The 19831-nt window shown below is 60.9% G+C and carries 15 protein-coding genes; 6 read left to right on the top strand and 9 right to left on the bottom strand.

All coding sequences use genetic code 11. The features are described 5' to 3' along the window. Window position 1 precedes the first annotated feature (1 nt). From ABLU96_RS00075 to ABLU96_RS00060, 4 genes are all read right to left on the bottom strand, one after another. Window positions 2–622, bottom strand: a complete 621-nt coding sequence (locus tag ABLU96_RS00075) for a DUF2291 domain-containing protein (protein WP_025107046.1) — start codon at window positions 620–622, stop codon at window positions 2–4. Window positions 623–665: 43 nt separating this feature from the next. Next, window positions 666–1601: a D-ribose ABC transporter substrate-binding protein gene (locus ABLU96_RS00070; protein ID WP_004130307.1), complete on the bottom strand. Its 936-nt coding sequence runs from the start codon at window positions 1599–1601 to the stop codon at window positions 666–668. A gap of 280 nt (window positions 1602–1881) precedes the next feature. Continuing rightward, window positions 1882–3402, bottom strand: a complete 1521-nt coding sequence (locus ABLU96_RS00065) for an FGGY-family carbohydrate kinase (RefSeq protein WP_047724265.1) — start codon at window positions 3400–3402, stop codon at window positions 1882–1884. A 362-nt stretch (window positions 3403–3764) separates the two neighbouring features. Then, the gene (locus ABLU96_RS00060; RefSeq protein ID WP_004848649.1) at window positions 3765–4715 is read right to left on the bottom strand and encodes a sugar-binding transcriptional regulator; all 951 of its coding nucleotides are present in this window, start codon (window positions 4713–4715) and stop codon (window positions 3765–3767) included. A 364-nt stretch (window positions 4716–5079) separates the two neighbouring features. On the opposite strand from ABLU96_RS00060, the gene ABLU96_RS00055 reads away from it, so the two are divergent. Both ABLU96_RS00055 and ABLU96_RS00050 read left to right on the top strand, forming a co-directional pair. Then, window positions 5080–5910: a transketolase gene (locus ABLU96_RS00055; protein WP_004848651.1), complete on the top strand. Its 831-nt coding sequence runs from the start codon at window positions 5080–5082 to the stop codon at window positions 5908–5910. Continuing rightward, the gene (locus tag ABLU96_RS00050) at window positions 5903–6838 is read left to right on the top strand and encodes a transketolase C-terminal domain-containing protein (protein ID WP_004848653.1); all 936 of its coding nucleotides are present in this window, start codon (window positions 5903–5905) and stop codon (window positions 6836–6838) included. The genes ABLU96_RS00055 and ABLU96_RS00050 overlap by 8 nt, the downstream gene beginning before the upstream one ends. A gap of 54 nt (window positions 6839–6892) precedes the next feature. Here the strand turns inward: ABLU96_RS00050 and entD are convergent, their stop codons facing one another. After that, on the bottom strand, window positions 6893–7516 hold the full coding sequence (gene entD, locus ABLU96_RS00045) for an enterobactin synthase subunit EntD (protein ID WP_048263526.1): 624 nt from the start codon (window positions 7514–7516) through the stop codon (window positions 6893–6895). A 67-nt stretch (window positions 7517–7583) separates the two neighbouring features. After that, the gene (locus ABLU96_RS00040; protein ID WP_049079990.1) at window positions 7584–9833 is read right to left on the bottom strand and encodes a TonB-dependent siderophore receptor; all 2250 of its coding nucleotides are present in this window, start codon (window positions 9831–9833) and stop codon (window positions 7584–7586) included. A gap of 272 nt (window positions 9834–10105) precedes the next feature. Here ABLU96_RS00040 and fes point away from each other — a divergent pair, with 272 nt between their 5' ends. From fes to entF, 3 genes are read left to right on the top strand one after another with little or no spacing between them, the layout of a single operon-like run. Beyond that, the gene (gene fes / locus ABLU96_RS00035; protein ID WP_032748633.1) at window positions 10106–11305 is read left to right on the top strand and encodes an enterochelin esterase; all 1200 of its coding nucleotides are present in this window, start codon (window positions 10106–10108) and stop codon (window positions 11303–11305) included. A gap of 27 nt (window positions 11306–11332) precedes the next feature. After that, window positions 11333–11536 (top strand): MbtH family NRPS accessory protein, encoded by a 204-nt coding sequence (locus ABLU96_RS00030; RefSeq protein ID WP_004848660.1) that lies wholly within the window; start codon window positions 11333–11335, stop codon window positions 11534–11536. A 10-nt stretch (window positions 11537–11546) separates the two neighbouring features. Continuing rightward, the gene (gene entF, locus ABLU96_RS00025; protein ID WP_064406582.1) at window positions 11547–15428 is read left to right on the top strand and encodes an enterobactin non-ribosomal peptide synthetase EntF; all 3882 of its coding nucleotides are present in this window, start codon (window positions 11547–11549) and stop codon (window positions 15426–15428) included. Between the two features lie 223 nt (window positions 15429–15651). Here the strand turns inward: entF and fepC are convergent, their stop codons facing one another. Genes fepC through fepD form a run of 3 tightly spaced genes read right to left on the bottom strand, consistent with a single transcriptional unit; the run spans window position 15652 to window position 18439 of the window. Further along, window positions 15652–16446: an iron-enterobactin ABC transporter ATP-binding protein gene (gene fepC, locus ABLU96_RS00020; RefSeq protein WP_025107037.1), complete on the bottom strand. Its 795-nt coding sequence runs from the start codon at window positions 16444–16446 to the stop codon at window positions 15652–15654. Continuing rightward, on the bottom strand, window positions 16443–17435 hold the full coding sequence (fepG, locus tag ABLU96_RS00015) for an iron-enterobactin ABC transporter permease (protein ID WP_009653197.1): 993 nt from the start codon (window positions 17433–17435) through the stop codon (window positions 16443–16445). The genes fepC and fepG overlap by 4 nt, the downstream gene beginning before the upstream one ends. Continuing rightward, the gene (gene fepD / locus ABLU96_RS00010) at window positions 17432–18439 is read right to left on the bottom strand and encodes a Fe(3+)-siderophore ABC transporter permease (RefSeq protein ID WP_014228353.1); all 1008 of its coding nucleotides are present in this window, start codon (window positions 18437–18439) and stop codon (window positions 17432–17434) included. Before fepD ends, fepG begins: the two co-directional genes overlap by 4 nt. Before the next feature lie 112 nt (window positions 18440–18551). On the opposite strand from fepD, the gene entS reads away from it, so the two are divergent. Continuing rightward, window positions 18552–19784: an enterobactin transporter EntS gene (entS, locus tag ABLU96_RS00005; protein WP_064406583.1), complete on the top strand. Its 1233-nt coding sequence runs from the start codon at window positions 18552–18554 to the stop codon at window positions 19782–19784. Window positions 19785–19831 lie beyond the last annotated feature (47 nt).

Here is a 19831-nt window from a genome sequence, read left to right as displayed (position 1 = left end):
GTTATTGCCCTCCCAAACGAACAATTTTGGCTGGCGTAATATCAGGCATGGTCTGCGGAATATCCCAGGCCGAGAACACGCCGTACACCTGTACCGCTTCGCCGGTTTTCACCTGCGCCGTCTGGATCATCTTGACCGCATGTTCGTTAATCGCCCGGCTATATTCGCCAAACAGCACCTGATCGTTAAAGTCCTGATAGCTGGCGCCCTGATAGCCGTCGCGTAATAATGTGCCGCGCAGCGTTGGGCCAATTTGCACCACCACGTTGCCGCCACTGATATCCTCAATCGTCATTTTTCCGCTGCGCGAAGCGGAATCAATTTTGCTGATATTGCCTTCGACTTTGACGTAAAACACGCAGGGGTTTTCGTCCTGAGCGCGATAGCCTAAGGTTTTGCAGGCGCTATCGATATCTTTCGCCGCGCGCAGGGCGGTCATCAGCTCGGCAACGGGACGGGCTTTAGCCACAACCTGGGGAACCAGCTGGTCTTGCCATGTCCGATCGATATCCGCCATATGCGGGTTGGGCGGAGATTTAAGATCGGCCAGCTCCTGCTGAGAGACGATACGACAGCCTCCGAGCGCAAGAATGACCAGCGTCAGCGAGATTTTTTTATACATAATACGCTCCTGTGCGCCCCGGACGGGGCGCAACAACCCGAAATCAGGATTTGATATTGAAGTCCTGCACTTTGTCTGCATTGTCCTGAGTAATCAGAATGCCGCGGAACATCACGCGCTGCTTGGCCGGTTTTTCACCTTTTTGCAGGTAGTTATCGAGGTCGGTCACCCCCTGAGCGGCGATGGCCTGCGCCTGAAGCATCACGGTGGCCTGCAGGGTGCCGGCTTTTACCGCGTCGCGCTCATCGTTGCTGCCATCGATACCGACCACCACCACATCGTTACGATTCGCGGCTTTCAGCGCGGCAATGGCGCCGAGGGCCACAGGGCCGTTGCCGCAAATCACGCCTTTCACGTCAGGGTGCGCCTGCAGAATACTGTCCATAATGCGCTTGCCGTCGATTAAGGTGCCTTTCGCGTCCTGCTTAGCGACGCTGACCATATCCGGGTACTGGTCAATCACCTGGTGGAAAGATTTAGAGCGGGTCACGCAGTTATTATCCGCAAGGTTACAGGTCAATTCGGCATATTTGCCTTTCTCCGCCATTTTCTCGACAAATACGTTGGCGACTTCAGAACCGGCCTGGAAGTTATTATGGGTAATTTGCTCCAGCGCGATATCATCGACAGGAATTTCGCGGTTAATTAAAACCACCGGAATACCCGCTTTCTTCGCTTTTTCAATGGCGGCGACGCTGGCGGTGGAGTCGGCGTTATCCAGAATAATGCCCTGAACTTTTTTACCGATGGCGGTATCGATCAGCTCATTCTGTTTTTTGACATCTTCGCCATGCGACAAAATGGTGGTCTGGTAGCCCAGCTCTTTGGCTTTCTCGCTAGCGCCCTTGGCTTCAGAGGCGTAATAGGGGTTATCCAGCGAGTTAACCATGATCATGATGGTGCCTTTTTCTGCCGCCTGGGCAGCGAAAGAAAAGGCGGTCAGGGTAGCAGCGGTTAAAAGCGTTAAACGTAATTTCATGACAATTTTCTCTCTTGGTTGTTATTGTCGGGTACGGTGAAACAACGTAAGGCCTGTAAATCGAGTTTATGGGCCGGGGTTCTCCTTTTGTTGATGATTAAGAGCCTATCCATTAGGGCTATTTTACTGGCCATTTTGAACCAGGGCAGTGCTCAAAACCCTCACGTACTACGTGTACGCTCCGGTTCTTCCGCGCTGTCCGTGTTCAAACTGCCTGCGCCAATAACGCCTACTGGGATAGGCTCTAAGGTGCGTCACGCGTTCGATTCCCTGGTGGGCGTCAGGCGGACGTTGCCGGTTTCCATAATGTTCTGTTCACCGCATGGCGCCACTCCTGCCATCTTTTCTGCAGGCGCTGGTGGCGGGCCATATCGGGGATAAATTCGCTGTGTTCGGTTAAAAACGCGTTCAGGTCGGTTACCGATCCGGGATTCAGGGCTTTGCGCGCGAGCAGGGCCGCGCCAATCGCCGACAGCTCGGCAACGTCGCTGCGCATCACCGGACAGCCGAGCAGGTCAGCCTGATACTGCATTAGCCAGTCGTTCCTGGTTGGGCCGCCGTCGACCATCAGCGCCGTTAAGTGGAAGTCGTCCTGCTGGCGCATCGCTACCACGACATCGGCGATTTGATAGGTAATGGATTCCAGCGCGGCGCGAATCAGATGGGCGCGCTTGACGCCGCGGCTCAGGCCACAAATCACGCCGCGGGCGCTGTCATCCCACCACGGGGCGCCCAGGCCGGTTAACGCCGGCACAAAATAGACGCCCAGCGTGGAGTCCACGGAGGCGGGCAGGGTGTTGAGTTCATGCGCCAGTTCGGCATCGGAAAGTTCGCTCAGACCGGTGCTGTCCGCCATCCACGCCACGGCATCGCCGGTATGCGGAATATTACCTTCGAGTCCGTAGGTGATGCTGTCGCCGTCGTGCCAGGCGATGGTGGTGGCCAGCGCGTCGATATCGCACTGTGCGGATTTTACCGGCGCCATCACCGATGACCCCGTACCGTAGGTGGCTTTTACGCAGCCGAGTTCACCCAGCGCGTGGCCAAACAGCGCGGCGTGGGAATCCCCGACCATCGCCATCACGGGAATACCGTCAGGGATAGCGTTCAACCCCCGGGTATAGCCAAACAATCCGCTGGAGGGCTTGATCTCCGGCAGCGCGGCGCGCGGGATCTGGAACAGCGCCAGCATGTTGTCATCCCACTGCCCGGTTTGCAGGTTCAGCAGCTGGGTACGCGCGGCATTGGAGTAATCGCAGCAGAACGCATCGCCCTGGGTTAAGTTCCACAGCAGCCAGCTGTCGATAGTGCCGAGGCAGATTTCTCCGCGCTCAGCCAGCGCGCGCCCCTCAGGAAGGGATTCCAGCAGCCAGCGCATTTTCGAGGCCGAAAACAGAGGCGCAATCGGCAGGCCGGTCACGGCCTTGATTTGCTGCTCTTTATCGCTGTGGCGCAGTTCATCGCAAAACGCGGCGCTGCGGCTGCACTGCCAGGTGATCGCGGCGTTGATTGGCTTACCGCTCTGGCGATACCAGCCGATCGCGGTCTCGCGCTGGTTACTGATGGCTAATGCCGCGACGTTTTCTGCGCCAACGTGCGCTACCGCTTGCGCGATAACCGCCAGCGAAGCGTCAACCAGGACTTCTCCCGACTGCTCGACCCAGCCTTCACGCGGCGTCTGGATTGCCAGCGGCTGAGAGAATTTCACCACGACCTGGCCGCGGCTATCGAGTACGACGGCTTTGGCATTGGTGGTACCTTCGTCCAGCGCAATGATGAACTCTTTACGTGTTGCCTGCATTAGGTAGTCTCCTGAGTCACACTTCGTCCTGGCGCGGAGGGGGAAGTCGGCATTCCTCTTTATCGCATTGCTTCTTAGCAGGCCATGATGTGACAATTCGTTTTCACTTTTTTAATCACTGAATATATATTCGATAGTGATTATTTATTTGTTACCTTAGCCAGAAACTTCCCGTCGGGCTACAGGAAAAGTTATCAATTGTGCTGGCAATCACACTTATCCGTTTGGTGAAGCTTCCGGGTGTCGGGGGAAAAGAGCGCGGTTGGCTGGTTATATACGATTGAAATATAAAAATTTATTGGCGAAGCCTTTACGCCTGAAGGAAAGCGTAAAGGCTGTGGGAAAGTGTTTGAGTGAGGAAATTACCCGGCGATAAGCAGCCTGGCCGTTGGATAATCGGTGATCAGAACATCGATATAACCGCCTGAAAGCGCGCCTTTGATAGCCGCTACCTTCTCGCTGCCGCCGGCAAGGGCCACCACGTTAGGGCACTTCTTCACTTTCTCCAGCGCCATGCCGATCACAGGATCTTCATCATCGCGTAACACCGCCTTGCCGTTTTTATCGTAGTAGTGCAGGCAAATGTCACCCACGGCGCCGCGTTCCGCCAGCACCTGCAGCATATCTTCGTGATAGTAGTTACCGGACGTTTTGAGCAGCTGCGAAGGTTCAAGGATGCCAATCCCGACGATGGCGATATCGACTTCGTCGAAGCGCGCAATCACATCGGCGACATCTTTGCTGGCCACGAGGCGATTTTTCTCCTCCGTAGAACCTTCGATGCTCTGGGAAGGGAGCAGCCAGGCTTCACAGTTCAGACGCTGCGCCAGGGTCTGGGTCAGGATGGTCGCCTGCACGTTACCGTTAGGACCCACGCCGCCGAGCAGTTGAATCACGCCGTTGGCCTTCAGGTTTTGCGCGTGAACCTCATCAACCATTGCGCGGATAGTCGAACTCCACGACGAGACGCCAATCAGATCTTTCGGCCGCAATCGCGTTTCCAGATAGTGGGCCGCGGCGGATCCAATGGCGCGCTTGATGGTGTGATCGCTGGCGTCCTCTTCGGTATCCACGACGATGGCCTGTTTAATTCCGTAGCGATCCTCGAGGCCTTTTTCAAGATTGAGGAAAATATTCGATGGCTGAACAACGCTGATTTTGACCACGCCTTCTTTTTGGCAGCGGGCGATCGCTCGGGAGATAAATGACTGAGAAAGCGAGAGAAGTTGAGCGATATCGGACTGCTTTCGTCCTTCAAGATAGTAGAGCGTGGCAATCTTAACTAATAGCCGTTGTTCATCCTGCTTAGCCATATATTTCCCCGAAAATCATTTACGTGCAGCCATTATGTTAGAGCTCATTATCATACGCGAAAAGAAAAGACAGTTAAGTGTGATGGATATCTAACTTTCGCCAATCCTCAAAATCAGCTATGGACAAAAACAGAACAGTAGCCGCATAATTGAATAAAGAGTCGTTAGTGAATATATATTCATAGCGATTTCAGGTCAACTGAAAAGTGCCCGGGTGACGTCACGCCCGGTGGTAAGGAGGCAGAATGTTCCTGAGTATGATGCAGCGGCGTAAGCCTTACGATGCGTTGCCTGGGGATGTCTGGTTTTTTTAGTCCCTGACGGAATAAATATTCCAAGTTGAAAATAAATTCAGAGGTATTAAATGAATCCCTATAGCTATGATGTCCAGGCCCTTGAGCGTAAAGCCCGTGCCGTACGTCGCCATATCGTCAGATTGAACGCCAACAGCCCTGCGGGCGGGCACACCGGCGCCGACCTGTCGCAGGTTGAACTGCTCACCGCGCTCTATTTCCGCATTCTGAACGTCGCGCCGGAGCGTCTGGCTGACGACCAGCGCGATATCTACATCCAGTCGAAAGGCCATGCGGTGGGCTGCTACTACTGCGTGCTGGCCGAGGCGGGCTTCTTTCCGGTTGAGTGGCTGGAAACCTATCAGCATGCGAACTCCCATCTTCCGGGTCACCCGGTGCGCCAGAAAACGCCGGGGATTGAGCTCAACACCGGCGCGCTGGGCCACGGTTTGCCTGTTGCGGTGGGGCTGGCGCTGGCTGCGAAAAAAAGCAACAGCTCCCGCCGCATTTTTTTAATTACCGGCGATGGCGAGCTGGCGGAAGGCAGCAACTGGGAAGCGGCGCTGGCCGCTGCGCACTACGGCCTTGATAATCTCATCATTATTAATGACAAGAACAATCTCCAGCTGGCGGGTCCGACGCGCGAAATCATGAATACCGATCCGCTGGCTGATAAATGGAAGGCCTTCGGGATGACGGTCACCGAATGCCAGGGCAACGACATGGCGTCGGTAGTGGCGACCCTGGAAGGGCTGAAGCAGGAAGGTAAACCGAACGTCGTTATCGCCAACACCACGAAAGGTGCCGGTATTTCCTTTATCCAGGGGCGCCCGGAGTGGCACCACCGGGTACCGAAAGGCGAAGAAATTGCACTGGCACTGGAGGAACTGAAAGATGAGTAATGCAGAACACCTGGCGAGCGTGATGGTTCAGGCCTTTATTGATGCGGTCGACCGCGGCGTCGATCTGGTGCCGGTGGTGGCTGACTCCACGTCAACGGCCAAAATCGCGCCGTTTATTAAACAGTTCCCCGGGCGTCTGGTGAACGTGGGCATCGCCGAGCAGAGCATGGTTGGGACGGCGGCGGGTCTGGCGCTGGGGGGCAAAGTGGCGGTCACCTGTAACGCCGCGCCGTTCCTGATTTCCCGCGCCAATGAGCAGATTAAAGTCGACGTTTGCTATAACAACACCAACGTTAAGCTATTTGGCCTTAACGCCGGCGCCAGCTACGGCCCGCTGGCCAGCACCCATCACGCGATTGACGATCTGGCGGTGATGCGCGGTTTCGGTAATATCCAGATTTTCGCTCCGTCTTCGCCGCGCGAATGTCGGCAGATTATCGATTACGCCATCGGCTATCAGGGGCCGGTCTATATTCGCCTCGACGGCAAGGCGCTGCCGGAGCTGCACGATGAAAGCTATCGCTTTGTGCCGGGGGCGGTCATCACCCTGCGGGAAGGCGAGGATATCGCGCTGGTGGCCACCGGCTCGACGGTGCATGAAATCGTCGATGCCGCGCAGAGGCTGGCCGATGCGGGGATTCAGGCCAAAGTGGTGAGCGTGCCGTCCATTCGCCCTTGCGATACCGCCGCGCTGCTGGCGGCGCTGAAACCGTGCAAGGCGGTGATAACGGTGGAGGAGCATAACGTCAACGGCGGATTGGGGAGCCTGGTGGCGGAAGTGCTGGCCGAAGCTGGCGCGGGAATCCCGCTCAAACGTCTGGGGATCCCGGATGGCGAGTATGCGGCGGCGGCGGACCGCGGCTGGCTGCGCAAACACCACGGTTTCGATGCCGCTTCCGTCGCCGGGCTGGCGCAGAAAATGCGCTGACTTTACGCCGGCTTAAACCGATAACCCGCGCGGTCTGCCGCGCGGGTTTTGTTTTTACGTCGCGCAGAGCGTGATGACGTAGTCACCGGCCTTAATCCATTGCAGCCGATACTCCCCGGCGGAGATCCGAAGAAGCAGATTTCCTTCCTTTATATACGTCACCTCAAAATCGCTGAAACCCACGCCGTTCTGTATTTCGGGCGGGCTGGCCTTAAATGCGCTCTCTTTTGCCGAAAACGCCAGCGTCAGCGCCAGCGCCGACGGCAGGCCGCTGGCGTCCAGCAGGCTTTTTTCCGCGCTATTGACGATGCTGCTTTCCAGCTCGGCCGCGAGGGCGGGAGACAGGATGCGCTCAATATCAACGCCGACCGGCCCGGCGGAGACAACCGCCAGCGCGCTGCGTTCGCAGTGGCTGATGCTGCCGTACCACGGCGCAGGCCACAGGGGCTGGCGTTGGTCGCCAATGGCAGGGATCTCTGTCTCACCGACCTCCCGCAGCGCATAAACCGCGGCGATACGCCCGGCAAGATGTTCGCTCTGCCGCTTGCGGGCGCAGCCGCTTAGCCGGGCATGATGAGGCAGCCAGAGGAGATCTTCAGGCCGAAAGGTCAATGGGTCGAAATCGACACGCTGCAGCGAGCGATCGGCAAGCTGAATGATAGAACGTTGGGTTTGCATAGGGGGGATGTTAACAGATTCTCCCCGCCGCCCTCTATGGCAAGAGGGCGGGGGGAACGGTAAACAATCAGAAGTGGGTATTGACGCCCAGATACCAGGTGCGGCCTGATTCGTTATAGGTATTGGCGCCCGCGCCAGCCATATAAGAAACATCGGTCAGGCTACCGGTGGTTTGCGCATTCCCCGCGCGCCAGTGGCGCTTGTCGAAGACGTTATCCACGCCGCCGGTCAGGCTGACGTTTTTGGTCACATCCCAGGTGGCGCTCAGGCCAACGATGCTGTATGGGCTGACTTCATCCGTTTCAGAACCCACCGCTGGCTCACCTTTGTAGTTATATTTCTTCGGCTGCTGCTTGCCGTACCAGGTGAAGGTCGACTGTACGGAAATATCCTGCTGAATCTGCCAGCTCAGGGTGGAGTTCAGGGTATATTCCGGAATAATCGACAGACGATCGCCGGTTTCTTTGTTTTTACTTTGCAGCATATAAGTGATGTTATTGGTCCAGTTCACCGTTTCGCTGACCGGCACGTTCAGGGTGCCTTCCAGACCTTCAACCACCGCTTTAGGCACGTTTTCCCACTGATAGATATCGGTATTGACGTTACCTTTCGAAGTGTGTGCAATCGGCGCGTAGCCGGCTTCGATTTTATCGCGGTAGTCGTTGCGGAACCAGGTCACCCCTGCCAGCCAGCCGTCGCGTTTAAACTCAAGGCCAATCTCTTTGTTGATGCTGGTTTCGGCTTTCAGGTCATCGTTACCCATCATGTAGCAACCGGTACCGGTGCCGCTGGCGTAGCAGCCCTGGCCTTTGCTATAGAGAATATAGTTCGGGTTGGTTTGGTACAGGCTCGGCGCTTTATAGGCGCGGGCGATGCCCATTTTCAACGTGAAGTCATCCCCCAGCCCCTGAGACAGGTTGAGCGACGGGCTCCAGTTGTTGCCGACGATCGTGTGATGATCGAAACGCAGCGCCGGCGTCAGCATGGTGGTGTCGGTCAGCTCCACGTTGTCTTCGGCAAACAGGGAGAAGATCTCGGCCTTTGAGTATGGGCTACGGCCGGTGCTGTCATAGCCGTCGATATCGCCGCCCATAAAGGTCTGGGTATTTGACGCCAAATCCTTCATCCGCTGCTGATTCCACTCGGAGCCCAGCGTCAGGTTCTGGTTAAACACCAGATCCAGCGGGATGTTAACTTCGCTGTGCAGCATCACGTCGGCGAGGTCGATATCGCTGAACTGGTTGCTGTTGAAGATACCTTCCGTACCGCCCGCCAGACCTTCGCCTTTACGCGAGTTGCGGGTACGTTCGTACTGGGCCCAGTTGCTGGTGGTCACGCCGTTATCCCAGCCGCCGTTCCAGGTGACGGAGTAAGTCTGGCGATAGAGGCGGTTCGTCTCTTTTCCGTAGTTCTCTTTTACCAGATCGTTGGTATTGGTGTTCTGCGTATCGCCCGCGTAGAGGTTGCCCTGACGGCTGTAGCCGGATTCAAACTCCAGCGACTGCATCGGGGCGAAATCCCAGCGCACGACGCCGTTAATGTTCTTATTTTTAACCCCTTCACGCCCGGCAGGCATGGTATTAGCGTACGCGCCGGTACGCTCTGACTGATGCCCGTCGTTGATATCCCAGGCATCGGCCTGCGTTTTATCGAGGTTGCCCAGCAGGCGGAAGCTGAAATCGCCGCCCAGCGGGCCGCTGAGGCTAAAGTTGGTGCGTTTGGTCGAGCCTTCTTCTTTATGCTCCGGGGCGTTCATGTAGGTGTTCCATGAACCGTGCCATTCGCCGTCGCTTTTCTTGGTGATGATATTGACCACGCCGCCCGCCGCGCCGTTGCCGTAGCGCGCGGCCGCCGGGCCGCGAATGACTTCAATACGTTCGATCAGCTCCGGCGGTACCCATGAAGTATCGCCGCGGGTATCGCGCTCGCCGCGCCAGCCCAGACGCACGGAGTTGCGGCTGGTCACGGGCTTGCCGTCAATCAGGATCAGGGTGTTTTCCGGGCCCATGCCGCGAATATCAATCTGGCGATTGTTGCCGCGCTGGCCGCTGGTGGAGTTGCCGGTCAGGTTAACGCCGGGCATGGTACGGATAATTTCCGACACGTCGCGCGCAGGCGGGCGTTTACGAATTTCATCTGCGGTAATGGTTGAAACGCCGGGCGCCTGCAGGTTCTGCTCGGCGGCGGTGACGACCATGGTTTCATCAGCGGTTGCGGTTTTGCTATCGGAGGCGGTTTCCGCCGCGCTCAGCGGAAACGCAGCCCCGTAGATTCCCAGATTGACCAGCAAGGCCAGGGATTTGATCCTGTTATTCATTGTAATTCCTGCTTTTTGTCGCCACCTTCTCCAAAAGACCCTTCCCAGCGGGAGGAGAGGCGGTATCAATGTTGCCAGTCGAGGGCAAAGGGCGCTCCGTCGCGGACTAAATGAGCCCTCTCAGACATGTTTAATTTTGAAAGACGCGCTTCCCACAGCGCGCTAATACGCTATTGCAAATGAAAATAGTTATCAATAATATTATCAATAAATATTGCGTTTATTAATGCGTTTGTTGATAAATGTCACGATAAACATAGGGTTGAAAAGGAATGCATAAGACAGGAAGTGACGACTGGTGGCAGCATATCTCCGGCCCGCAAATCGAAGCCGTTGACGGCGCGTATCGGGTAACCTTCTGGTGGCGCGATCCGGCGGGCAACGAAACGTCTTCGGCCATCCAGCGGGTATGGATTTATATCACCGGCGTGACTGACCATCATAAAAATGCCGTACCGCAAACCCTGCGGCGCATTCCCGGTACCGATGCCTGGTGCTGGCAAACCACGCTTTCTCCGACCTGGCGCGGCAGCTATTGCTTTATCCCTTCCGCCCGCGACGACGACTTTTCCCCCCAGCTTTTTAACGGTGACGGCCCGGACCGCGCGCTGCTGCGCGAAGGCTGGCGCAGGCTGCTGCCGCAGGCGATTGCCGACCCGCTCAATCCGCAAAGCTGGAAGGGCGGGCGCGGCCACGCGGTCTCCGCGCTGGAGCTGCCGGACGCCCCCGAACAGCCCGGCTGGGCCCTGCGTGATGAACCTTATCCACCACCGCTCTGCATCGAATGGCAGAGCCAGCGCCTCGGCAACCGCCGACGGATATGGGTTTACGCCACCGGCGACGCGCAGCCGCAGGCGCGCCCGCTGGCGATCCTGCTGGATGGCCAGTTCTGGGCCGAAAGCATGCCGGTATGGGCGCCGCTGGCGGGCTTAACCCGCGAAAAACGGCTGCCGCCGGCAATTTATCTGCTGATTGACGCGATTGATAATCCGCACCGGGCCGCGGAGCTTCCCTGCAATGAGGCGTTCTGGCTGGCGGTTCAGGAAGAACTGCTGCCAATGGTTCACCGGCTGGCGCCTTTCAGCGATCGCGCCGACCGCACGGTGGTGGCGGGTCAGAGCTTTGGCGGCCTGGCCTCGATGTTCGCCGCGCTCTACTGGCCCCAGCGCTTTGGCTGCGTGCTCAGCCAGTCCGGCTCTTACTGGTGGCCGCATCGCGGCGGCGCGCAGACGGGTCTGCTGATTGACCGCCTGAGCCGCGGCGAATTACATCCGCAAGGGCTACGTATCTGGCTGGAAGCCGGTATTCGCGAGCCGATCATTTTTCGCGCCAACCAGGCGCTACTGGCGCATCTGGAACAGCAGACGATTTTCTGGCGTCAGGTTGACGGCGGGCATGATGCGCTGTGCTGGCGCGGCGGGCTGACCGCCGGGCTTATCCAGCTGTGGCAGCCTTTATGCCGTGATGAGTAACAACGCGCGCTTTACGAGGAATTAGACATGCAATTCAGTAACCCCTTCGACAATCCGCAAGGGCAGTTTTACATCCTGCGCAATGGCCAGCAGCAGTTCAGCCTGTGGCCACACTCCTGCGCGCTGCCGGAAGGCTGGTCGGTGGAGTGCCCGCCGCAGTCGTTAGCGGCGTGCAATGCCTGGCTGGCGGCAAACTGGTCAACGCTGACCCCCGCCCACCATGCATCCTGAGGAGCCCACGATGACCACACGTTTACCGCTGGTTGCGGCGCAGCCGGGGATCTGGATGGCGGAGCGCCTCTCGACGCTGCCCGGCGCCTGGAGCGTCGCCCACTACGTTGAGCTGCGCGGTGATATCGACCCGATACTGCTCGGCCGGGCCATTGTCACCGGGCTGTCGCAGGCCGACACCCTCAGCATGCGTTTTTGCGAAGATAACGGCGAAGCCTGGCAGTGGGTCGATGAACATCGCGCGTTTGCCGAACCGGATTACCGGGATCTGCGTGCCGCGAGCGACCCGCACGCGGCCGCGCTGGCGCTGATGCAGGCCGACCTCGGGCAAAACCTGCGGGTGGACGGCGGCAATCCGCTGGTCTGCCATCAGCTGCTGCGGGTGGGCGATAACCGCTGGTATTGGTATCAGCGTTACCACCATTTGCTGGTCGATGGCTTCAGCTTCCCGGCGATTACCCGCCAGATCGCCGCGATCTACCGCGCCTGGCAGCGCGGCGAAGCGACGCCTGATTCCCCGTTTACGCCGTTTGCCGAGGTGGTGGAAGAGTATCAGCGCTACTACGGCAGCGACGCCTGGCAGCGCGACAAACAGTTCTGGCAGGCGCAGCGTCAGGCGCTGCCGGCACCGGCCTCGCTGTCGGACGCGCCGCTGGCGGGAAGGGCGACCAGCAGCGATATCTGGCGCATGAAGCTGGAGGTGGATGCCAGGGTCTTTAGCCGGCTGGCGGCAGGCGCGCCGCAGTGCCAGCGCGCCGATCTGGCGCTGGCGCTGACCGCCCTGTGGCTGGGACGGCTGTGCAGCCGAACGGACTACGCCGCGGGCTTTATTTTTATGCGCCGCATGGGCTCTGCGGCGCTCACCGCTACCGGCCCGGTGCTCAACGTTCTGCCGCTGGCGGTCACTATTGACGCCGGGGAAACGCTGCCGGAGCTGGCCACGCGTCTTGCCGGGCAGCTGAAGAAAATGCGCCGCCATCAGCGCTATGACGCCGAACAGATTGTGCGCGACAGCGGCAGAGCGGCGGGCGATGAACCGCTGTTTGGCCCGGTGCTCAATATTAAAGTCTTCGACTATCAGCTGGATATCGACGGCGTGGAGGCCATTACCCACACCCTGGCCACCGGCCCGGTCAATGACCTGGAGCTGGCGCTCTTCCCGGATGAAGCCGGGGGGCTGTCGCTGGAGGTGCTGGCGAATAAGCAGCGATACGAGGAACGGACGCTGCGTAACCATATCTCCCGACTCTCCGCGCTGCTGGCCCAGTTTGCCGATAATCCGACCCTGCGCTGCGGCGAGGCGAATATGCTGTCGGCGGCGGAAACGGAACAGCTGCGGCAGGTCAACGCGACCGCCGTCGACCTGCCGCTCACCACCCTGAGCGCGCTGGTAGCGGAGCAGGCGGCGAAAACCCCGAATGCCCCGGCGCTGGCGGACGGCCGCTGGCAGTTTAGCTACCGCGAGATGCGCCAGCAGGTGGTGGCGCTGGCTGAACAGCTTCGCGCGCGGGGCGTCAAGCCGGGCGATAGCGTCGCGGTCGCGCTGCCGCGTTCGGTATTCCTGACGCTGGCGCTGCACGGTATTGTTGAGGCCGGCGCCGCGTGGCTGCCGCTGGATACCGGCTATCCCGACGATCGTCTGCGGATGATGCTGGAAGACGCCCGGCCGTCGCTGCTGATTACCTCTGAAGATCAGCGGGCGCGCTTTAGCGATATTCCCGGCCTGGAAAGCCTGTGCTACCAGCAGCCGCTGGCGGCGGGCGAGTCCGCACCGCTGGCGCTCTCACGGCCGGAGCATACTGCCTATATCATCTTTACCTCCGGCTCTACCGGGCGACCGAAAGGGGTGATGGTCGGGCAAACCGCCATCGTCAACCGCCTGCTGTGGATGCAGGACCACTATCCGCTCTGCGCTGACGACGTCGTGGCGCAGAAAACGCCGTGCAGCTTTGATGTGTCGGTCTGGGAGTTCTGGTGGCCATTTATCGCCGGCGCGCAGCTGGTGATGGCCGAGCCGGAAGCCCATCGCGATCCGCTGGCGATGCAGCGGTTCTTTGCCCGCTATGGCGTCACCACCACCCACTTTGTGCCGTCGATGCTGGCGGCGTTCGTCGCCTCGCTGGAGGCGGAGAACGTCGGCGCCTGCCAAACCCTGCGCCGGGTATTTTGCAGCGGCGAAGCGCTGCCGACGGCGCTGTGTCGGGAATGGGAGCAGCTGACCGGCGCGCCGCTGCATAACCTGTATGGCCCGACGGAAGCGGCGGTGGACGTTAGCTGGTATCCGGCCTATGGGCCCGAACTGGCGGCGGTAAGCGGCACCAGCGTGCCGATTGGCTGGCCGGTGTGGAATACCGGGCTACGCATTCTTGATGCCGCCATGTGCCCGGTGCCGCCGGGCGTGGCGGGGGATCTCTACCTGACCGGCATTCAGCTGGCGCAGGGCTATCTGGGGCGCCCCGATTTAACCGCCAGCCGCTTTATTGCCGACCCTTACGCGCCGGGCGAGCGCATGTACCGCACCGGGGACGTTGCCCGCTGGCTGGATAACGGCGCCGTCGAGTATCTCGGGCGCAGCGACGACCAGCTAAAAATTCGCGGCCAGCGGATTGAGCTGGGCGAGATTGACCGCGCGATGTCCGCGCTGCCGGACGTTGCGCAGGCGGTGGCTCACGCCTGCGTCTTCAATCAGGCGGCGGCAACCGGCGGCGATGCCCGTCAGCTGGTGGGCTACCTGGTTTCTGACTCCGGCCTGCCGCTGGACGCCGTCGCGCTCAAAGCGCGGCTTGGCGAACAGCTGCCGCCGCATATGGTGCCGGTGGTGCTGATACAGCTGCCGGCGCTGCCGCTGAGCGCTAACGGCAAGCTGGATCGTAAAGCGCTGCCGTTACCCACGTTGAGCGGTGAGCGCAGTGGCCGTCCGCCGGAGCCTGGCGTGGAAACCACCGTCGCCACGGCCTTTAGCCAGCTGCTCGGCTGCGAGGTGAACGATATCGACGCCGATTTCTTCGCCCTCGGCGGCCATTCGCTGCTGGCGATGCGCCTGGCGGCGACGCTCGGCCGCGAGCTGGAGCGGCAGGTGACGCCGGGGCAGGTGATGGTCGCGTCTACCGTCGGCAAGCTGAGCGCGCTGCTGGCATCGGACCTCAGCGATGAGCAGGCGCAACGGCTGGGCTTCGACGCTCTCCTGCCGCTGCGCGAGAGCGACGGCCCGACGCTATTTTGCTTCCATCCTGCTTCCGGTTTTGCCTGGCAGTTCAGCGTGCTGGCGCGTTATTTAAGCCCGCGCTGGTCGATCGTCGGCATTCAGTCGCCGCGACCGCAGGGACCGATGGCCACGGCGGCGGATCTGGATGCGGTGTGTGAACATCATCTCCACACCCTGCTGACGCAGCAGCCCCACGGCCCCTATTATCTGCTGGGCTATTCGCTCGGCGGTACCCTGGCGCAGGGGATTGCCGCCCGGTTACGCCAGCGCGGCGAAGCGGTGGCCTTCCTCGGGCTGCTCGATACCTGGCCGCCGGAGACGCAGAACTGGGCGGAGAAAGAGGCGAACGGTCTGGATCCTGAGGTGCTGGCGGAGATTGCCCGTGAACGCGAGGCGTTTCTGGCCGCCCAGCAGGGGCAGGCTTCCGGCGAGCTGTTCAGCGTTATCGAAGGCAACTATGCCGATGCGGTGCGCCTGCTGACCACCGCGCACAGCGCGAAGTTTGACGGTAAGGCGACGCTGTTCGTGGCGGAGAAAACCCGTCAGCCAGGGATGGACCCGCAGGTGGTGTGGGGGCCGTGGGTTGGCGAGCTGGAGGTGTTCAGCCAGGATTGCGCCCACGTGGATATTATCTCTCCGCAGGCCTTTGAAGCGATCGGCCCGGTGCTCAGGGAGATATTGGATTAGGGGCAGATGAACTCCCGGGTTGCGGCTAACGCCTTACCCGGGCTACCGTTTGTGCCAGATTGGGTAGCCCGGCTAAGCGCAGCGCGAGCCGGGAAGCATTAGCGCCAATGTATCAGCCCGGCTCATTTACCGGAGGCGGCACCTGACACGGCTGTCCGGGCTACCGGACCGCAGATGGCGGTGAACCTGTAGCCCGGCTAAGCGCAGCGCGAGCCGGGAATCTCTACTTGCGGCCCAGCGGCACCACCAGCGGCGTATGCGCCACCGGATCGTCAATGATCGTACAGCGCAGGCCGTAAATTTCCTCGATCAGCGCCGCATTGACAATCTCCTTCGGCGCGCCCTCGGCGACGATTTTGCCGTCGCGCAGGGCGATCAAGTGGGTCGCGTAGCGGCAGGCCTGGTTCAGATCGTGCAGCACCGCCGCCAGGGTATAGCCCTTCTCCTGATTCAGCTCGCTTAGCAGCTCAAGCAGGTCGATCTGATGGCTGATATCCAGCCAGGTGGTGGGCTCATCGAGCAGCATAATCGCCGTCTCCTGGGCCAGCACCATGGCGATCCACGCCCGCTGGCGCTGGCCGCCGGAGAGCGTATCGACGCTTTGCAGCGCCAGGTCGGTAATGCCGGTGGCCTTCATCGCCCTGCTGACCGCCTCTTCATCCTCTTTGCGCCAGCGGGTAAACAGCGGCTGGTGCGGATAGCGCCCGCGGGCCACCAGCTCCTGAACCGTAATATCTCCCGGCGTAGTGGCGTTCTGCGCCAGCAGGCCGACCCGCTTCGCCACCTCTTTACTGGCGTAACGCTGGATCTGCTCGCCGTCGAGATACACATGACCGGATGTCGGGGTCATCAGGCGGCTCAGGGTGCGCAGCAGCGTCGATTTACCGCAGCCGTTAGGGCCAATAATGGCGGTGAAGTGGCCGTCGGGAATGGTGACGCTCAGCGATTCGGCGATGGTTTTTTTTCCGTACGCCAGGGTCAGCTGGTCGCCGCGCAAACGGGAGGTTACTGCGGTCATTTTTTGCGGGACTCCTGAATTAACAACCCGATAAGGTAGATGCCGCCAAGGCTGACGGTCACCACGCCCACCGGTAGCTGATAGGGCATAAACAGACGCTGCGCGCAGTAATCAGACAGCGCCAGCAGCAGGGCGCCGCACAGCGCCGCCTGGGCCAGCCCCCAGCGCGCGGTGCCGCTGAGGCGGCGCGCGATATGCGGCGCCACCAGGGCGATAAACGAAATCGGCCCGGCGAGCGCGGTAGCGGCGGCGGTCAGCACCACCCCGACCAGCATCAGCAGCAGCCGCGAGCGCTCAACCCGCACGCCCAGGGCGCAGGCGGTATCGTCACCCATCTCCAGCAGCCGCATGCGCCGCGCCAGCAGCGCCCCGCAGACCAGCATCAGCAGAATCAGCGGCGCCGAGGGCCAGGTTTTTCCCCAGGTCAAACCGTTAAGCGAACCGGCATACCACAGCCCGGCGGAGAGGGCGGTTTCCAGCGAAGCGCGCAGCAGCAGCCAGGTATTGAATGCCACCAGCATAGCGCGCACGCCGATGCCGATAATAATCAGGCGAAAGGTTTCAATCCCGTTGCGCCACGCCAGCAGCCAGACCGCCAGCGCGGTAAGGATCCCGCCAGCCATGGCCGCCATGGCGATGGCCGCCAGGTTCTGGCCAAACATCACCATCGCTACCAGCACGCCGCTCCAGGCCCCGGTGTTAAACCCCATCACGTCCGGGCTCCCCAGCGGGTTGCGGGTCAGCGACTGGAAAATCGCGCCGCTGACGCCGAGGGCGGCGCCAATCAGCAGCGCCATCAGCACGCGGGGCAGGCGCCACTCGGTCACCACCATGGCGACGTTGCGCGGCGCATCGCCGAGCAGCGCCGAGATAACCTGCTCAACGCTCAATGGCACCAGGCCGGTGCCCAGCCCCCACAGGGAGACCAGCGCGCTGGCGACCAGCAGCAGCAGGCAGCTAAAAATCAGGCGACGAGAAGGCGCAATCACATGCCACCTCCGCGCGGCTGGCGGCGTACCAGCCAGATCAGCACCGGTGCGCCGATAAAGGCGCTGACCACCGAAACCCGCAGTTCGCCGGGCACCAGCAGGCGCCCCAGCACGTCGGCAAACAGCAGCAGGGCAGGGGTAGCCAGCAGGGTCACCGGCAGCGACCAGCGATGATCCGCGCCCACCAGCCAGCGGGCCATATGCGGCATCATCAGGCCGATAAAGGCGATGGGCCCGACCACCGCCGTGGCGCTGCCGCACAGGACGGTAATCGCCAGCAGACCAATAAGCTGAGTACGCGCGACCCGGCTGCCGAGCGCGGTGGCCGTATCGTTGCCGAGGCTCAGGCTGTTTAAGGCCCGGCTCAGCAGCAGCGTCACCAGGCCGGCAATGAGTACCGGGATCAGCACGATTTTCAGTGTTTGCAGGGTGCGCACATCCAGCGAGCCCGCCTGCCAGAAGCGCAGCTGGTCGTAGACGTCAGGGTTAAGCAGGGCGATACCGCTGGAAAGCCCTTCCAGCACCGCCGCCAGGGCGACCCCCGCGAGGGTCAGGCGAACCGGGCTCAGCTGGCCGCCGCCCTGGCTGCCGGTAAAGGCTACCAGCAGCGAGGCGCCGAACGCGCCGCAAAAGGCCATCAGCAGCTGCTCCTGCGGCGAGGAGAGACCAAACAGCGCCGCGCCCAGCACGATAGCGAAGCTGGCGCCGGAGTTGACGCCGAGGATCCCCGGGTCCGCCAGCGGGTTGCGGGTCAGCGTTTGCATCAGCGCCCCGGCCAGACCCAGCGCGGCGCCGGCCAGCAGCCCGGCGAGGGTTCGCGGCAGTCGTGCATCAAGGACGATGGTGCAATCGGCGCTCTGGCAGGTGCCGGTGAAGGCATCAATGACGACGCTAAACGGCAGGGGTTTGGCGCCGACCAGCAGGCTGAGCGCAACGGCGATGATTAAAACGATTAAAAGACCCGGCACGGCAAAGGCGCGCGCCGCGGTCGTGGAAGACGACATGGCTTACATCCCTGACATGATAATGATAGTAATTATCGTTATCGATTCTATCCGGTTATGTTAGCATGTGCACCCATAAAAATGGTATGGAAAATAATAACAAGGCGCTGTCATGAACCGACAATCCTGGCTGCTGAATCTCAGCTTGCTGAAAACCCACCCGGCCTTTCGCGCCGTCTTTATCGCCCGCTTTATCTCGATCCTGTCGCTTGGCCTGCTGGGCGTGGCGATCCCGGTACAAATCCAGCTGATGACCCATTCCACCTGGCAAGTGGGGCTGTCGGTGACCTTAACCGGCGGGTCGATGTTTGTCGGTCTGATGATCGGCGGCGTGCTTGCCGACCGCTATGAGCGTAAACGTCTGATCCTGCTGGCGCGCGGCACCTGCGGGATTGGCTTCGTCGGCCTGTGTCTCAACGCCATGCTGCCGGAGCCGTCGCTCATCGCCATCTATCTGTTGGGCATCTGGGACGGCCTGTTTGCCTCAATCGGCGTGACCGCGCTGCTGGCGGCGACTCCGGCGCTGGTTGGCCGGGAAAACCTGATGCAGGCCGGGGCGATCACCATGCTGACGGTGCGGCTGGGCTCGGTGATTTCGCCGATGATCGGCGGCCTGCTGCTGGCAACCGGCGGCGTAGCCTGGAACTACGGCCTGGCGGCGGCAGGTACCTTTATTACGACGCTGACGCTGCTGCGTTTGCCGCGGCTGGCGCCGCCGCCGCAGCCGCGCGAGCATCCGCTAAAATCGCTGTACGCGGGACTGAAGTTTCTGTTTAACAGCCCGCTTATCGGCGGCATTGCGTTGCTTGGCGGCCTGCTGACCATGGCCAGCGCGGTGCGCGTGCTCTATCCGGCGCTGGCCGGGAGCTGGCAGATGTCGACGTCGCAGATTGGCCTGCTGTACGCCGCGATCCCTCTGGGCGCGGCGTTCGGGGCGTTGACCAGCGGACAGCTGGCGCAGACGGCGAGGCCCGGCGTGCTGATGCTGGCGACCACCGTTGGCTCCTTTGTGGCGATTGCGCTGTTCAGCCTGATGCCGGTGTGGGCGCTGGGCGCCCTGTGCCTGGCGCTGTTTGGCTGGCTGAGCGCGATAAGCTCGCTGCTGCAATATACGCTGATTCAGACGCAAACCCCGGAAAATATGCTCGGGCGTATCAACGGGCTGTGGACCGCGCAGAACGTGACCGGCGATGCGATAGGCGCGGCGCTGCTCGGCGGCCTGGGCGCGATTCTGACGCCGGCCGCTTCGGCGAGCGCCAGCGGCTGGGCGCTGGTCATTGTGGGCGTGGTGCTGGTGGGGCTGCTACGCGAGCTGCGCCGCTTTCAGCGCCCGGAGACGGCGTAAACGCCTGACCCGGGCTACCGGCCCGCAGACGGCGGTGGACCCGTAGC

The organism is Klebsiella sp. CN_Kp106 (genome assembly GCF_040064575.1).
GTDB lineage: Bacteria > Pseudomonadota > Gammaproteobacteria > Enterobacterales > Enterobacteriaceae > Klebsiella > Klebsiella michiganensis.
This window is presented reverse-complemented; position numbering and strand designations above follow the sequence as displayed.

Excerpts from the sequence above, each read along its gene's own strand:
- ABLU96_RS00070 (WP_004130307.1), bottom strand. The coding sequence starts at position 1,601 with ATGAAATTACGTTTAACGCTTTTAACCGCTGCTACCCTGACCGCCTTT.
- ABLU96_RS00055 (WP_004848651.1), top strand. The coding sequence starts at position 5,080 with ATGAATCCCTATAGCTATGATGTCCAGGCCCTTGAGCGTAAAGCCCGT.
- fepC (WP_025107037.1), bottom strand. The coding sequence starts at position 16,446 with ATGACCGCAGTAACCTCCCGTTTGCGCGGCGACCAGCTGACCCTGGCG.
- fes (WP_032748633.1), top strand. The coding sequence starts at position 10,106 with ATGCATAAGACAGGAAGTGACGACTGGTGGCAGCATATCTCCGGCCCG.
- entF (WP_064406582.1), top strand. The coding sequence starts at position 11,547 with ATGACCACACGTTTACCGCTGGTTGCGGCGCAGCCGGGGATCTGGATG.
- entS (WP_064406583.1), top strand. The coding sequence starts at position 18,552 with ATGAACCGACAATCCTGGCTGCTGAATCTCAGCTTGCTGAAAACCCAC.
- ABLU96_RS00065 (WP_047724265.1), bottom strand. The coding sequence starts at position 3,402 with ATGCAGGCAACACGTAAAGAGTTCATCATTGCGCTGGACGAAGGTACC.
- ABLU96_RS00030 (WP_004848660.1), top strand. The coding sequence starts at position 11,333 with ATGCAATTCAGTAACCCCTTCGACAATCCGCAAGGGCAGTTTTACATC.
- fepD (WP_014228353.1), bottom strand. The coding sequence starts at position 18,439 with ATGTCGTCTTCCACGACCGCGGCGCGCGCCTTTGCCGTGCCGGGTCTT.
- ABLU96_RS00075 (WP_025107046.1), bottom strand. The coding sequence starts at position 622 with ATGTATAAAAAAATCTCGCTGACGCTGGTCATTCTTGCGCTCGGAGGC.
- entD (WP_048263526.1), bottom strand. The coding sequence starts at position 7,516 with ATGCAAACCCAACGTTCTATCATTCAGCTTGCCGATCGCTCGCTGCAG.
- ABLU96_RS00050 (WP_004848653.1), top strand. The coding sequence starts at position 5,903 with ATGAGTAATGCAGAACACCTGGCGAGCGTGATGGTTCAGGCCTTTATT.
- ABLU96_RS00060 (WP_004848649.1), bottom strand. The coding sequence starts at position 4,715 with ATGGCTAAGCAGGATGAACAACGGCTATTAGTTAAGATTGCCACGCTC.
- ABLU96_RS00040 (WP_049079990.1), bottom strand. The coding sequence starts at position 9,833 with ATGAATAACAGGATCAAATCCCTGGCCTTGCTGGTCAATCTGGGAATC.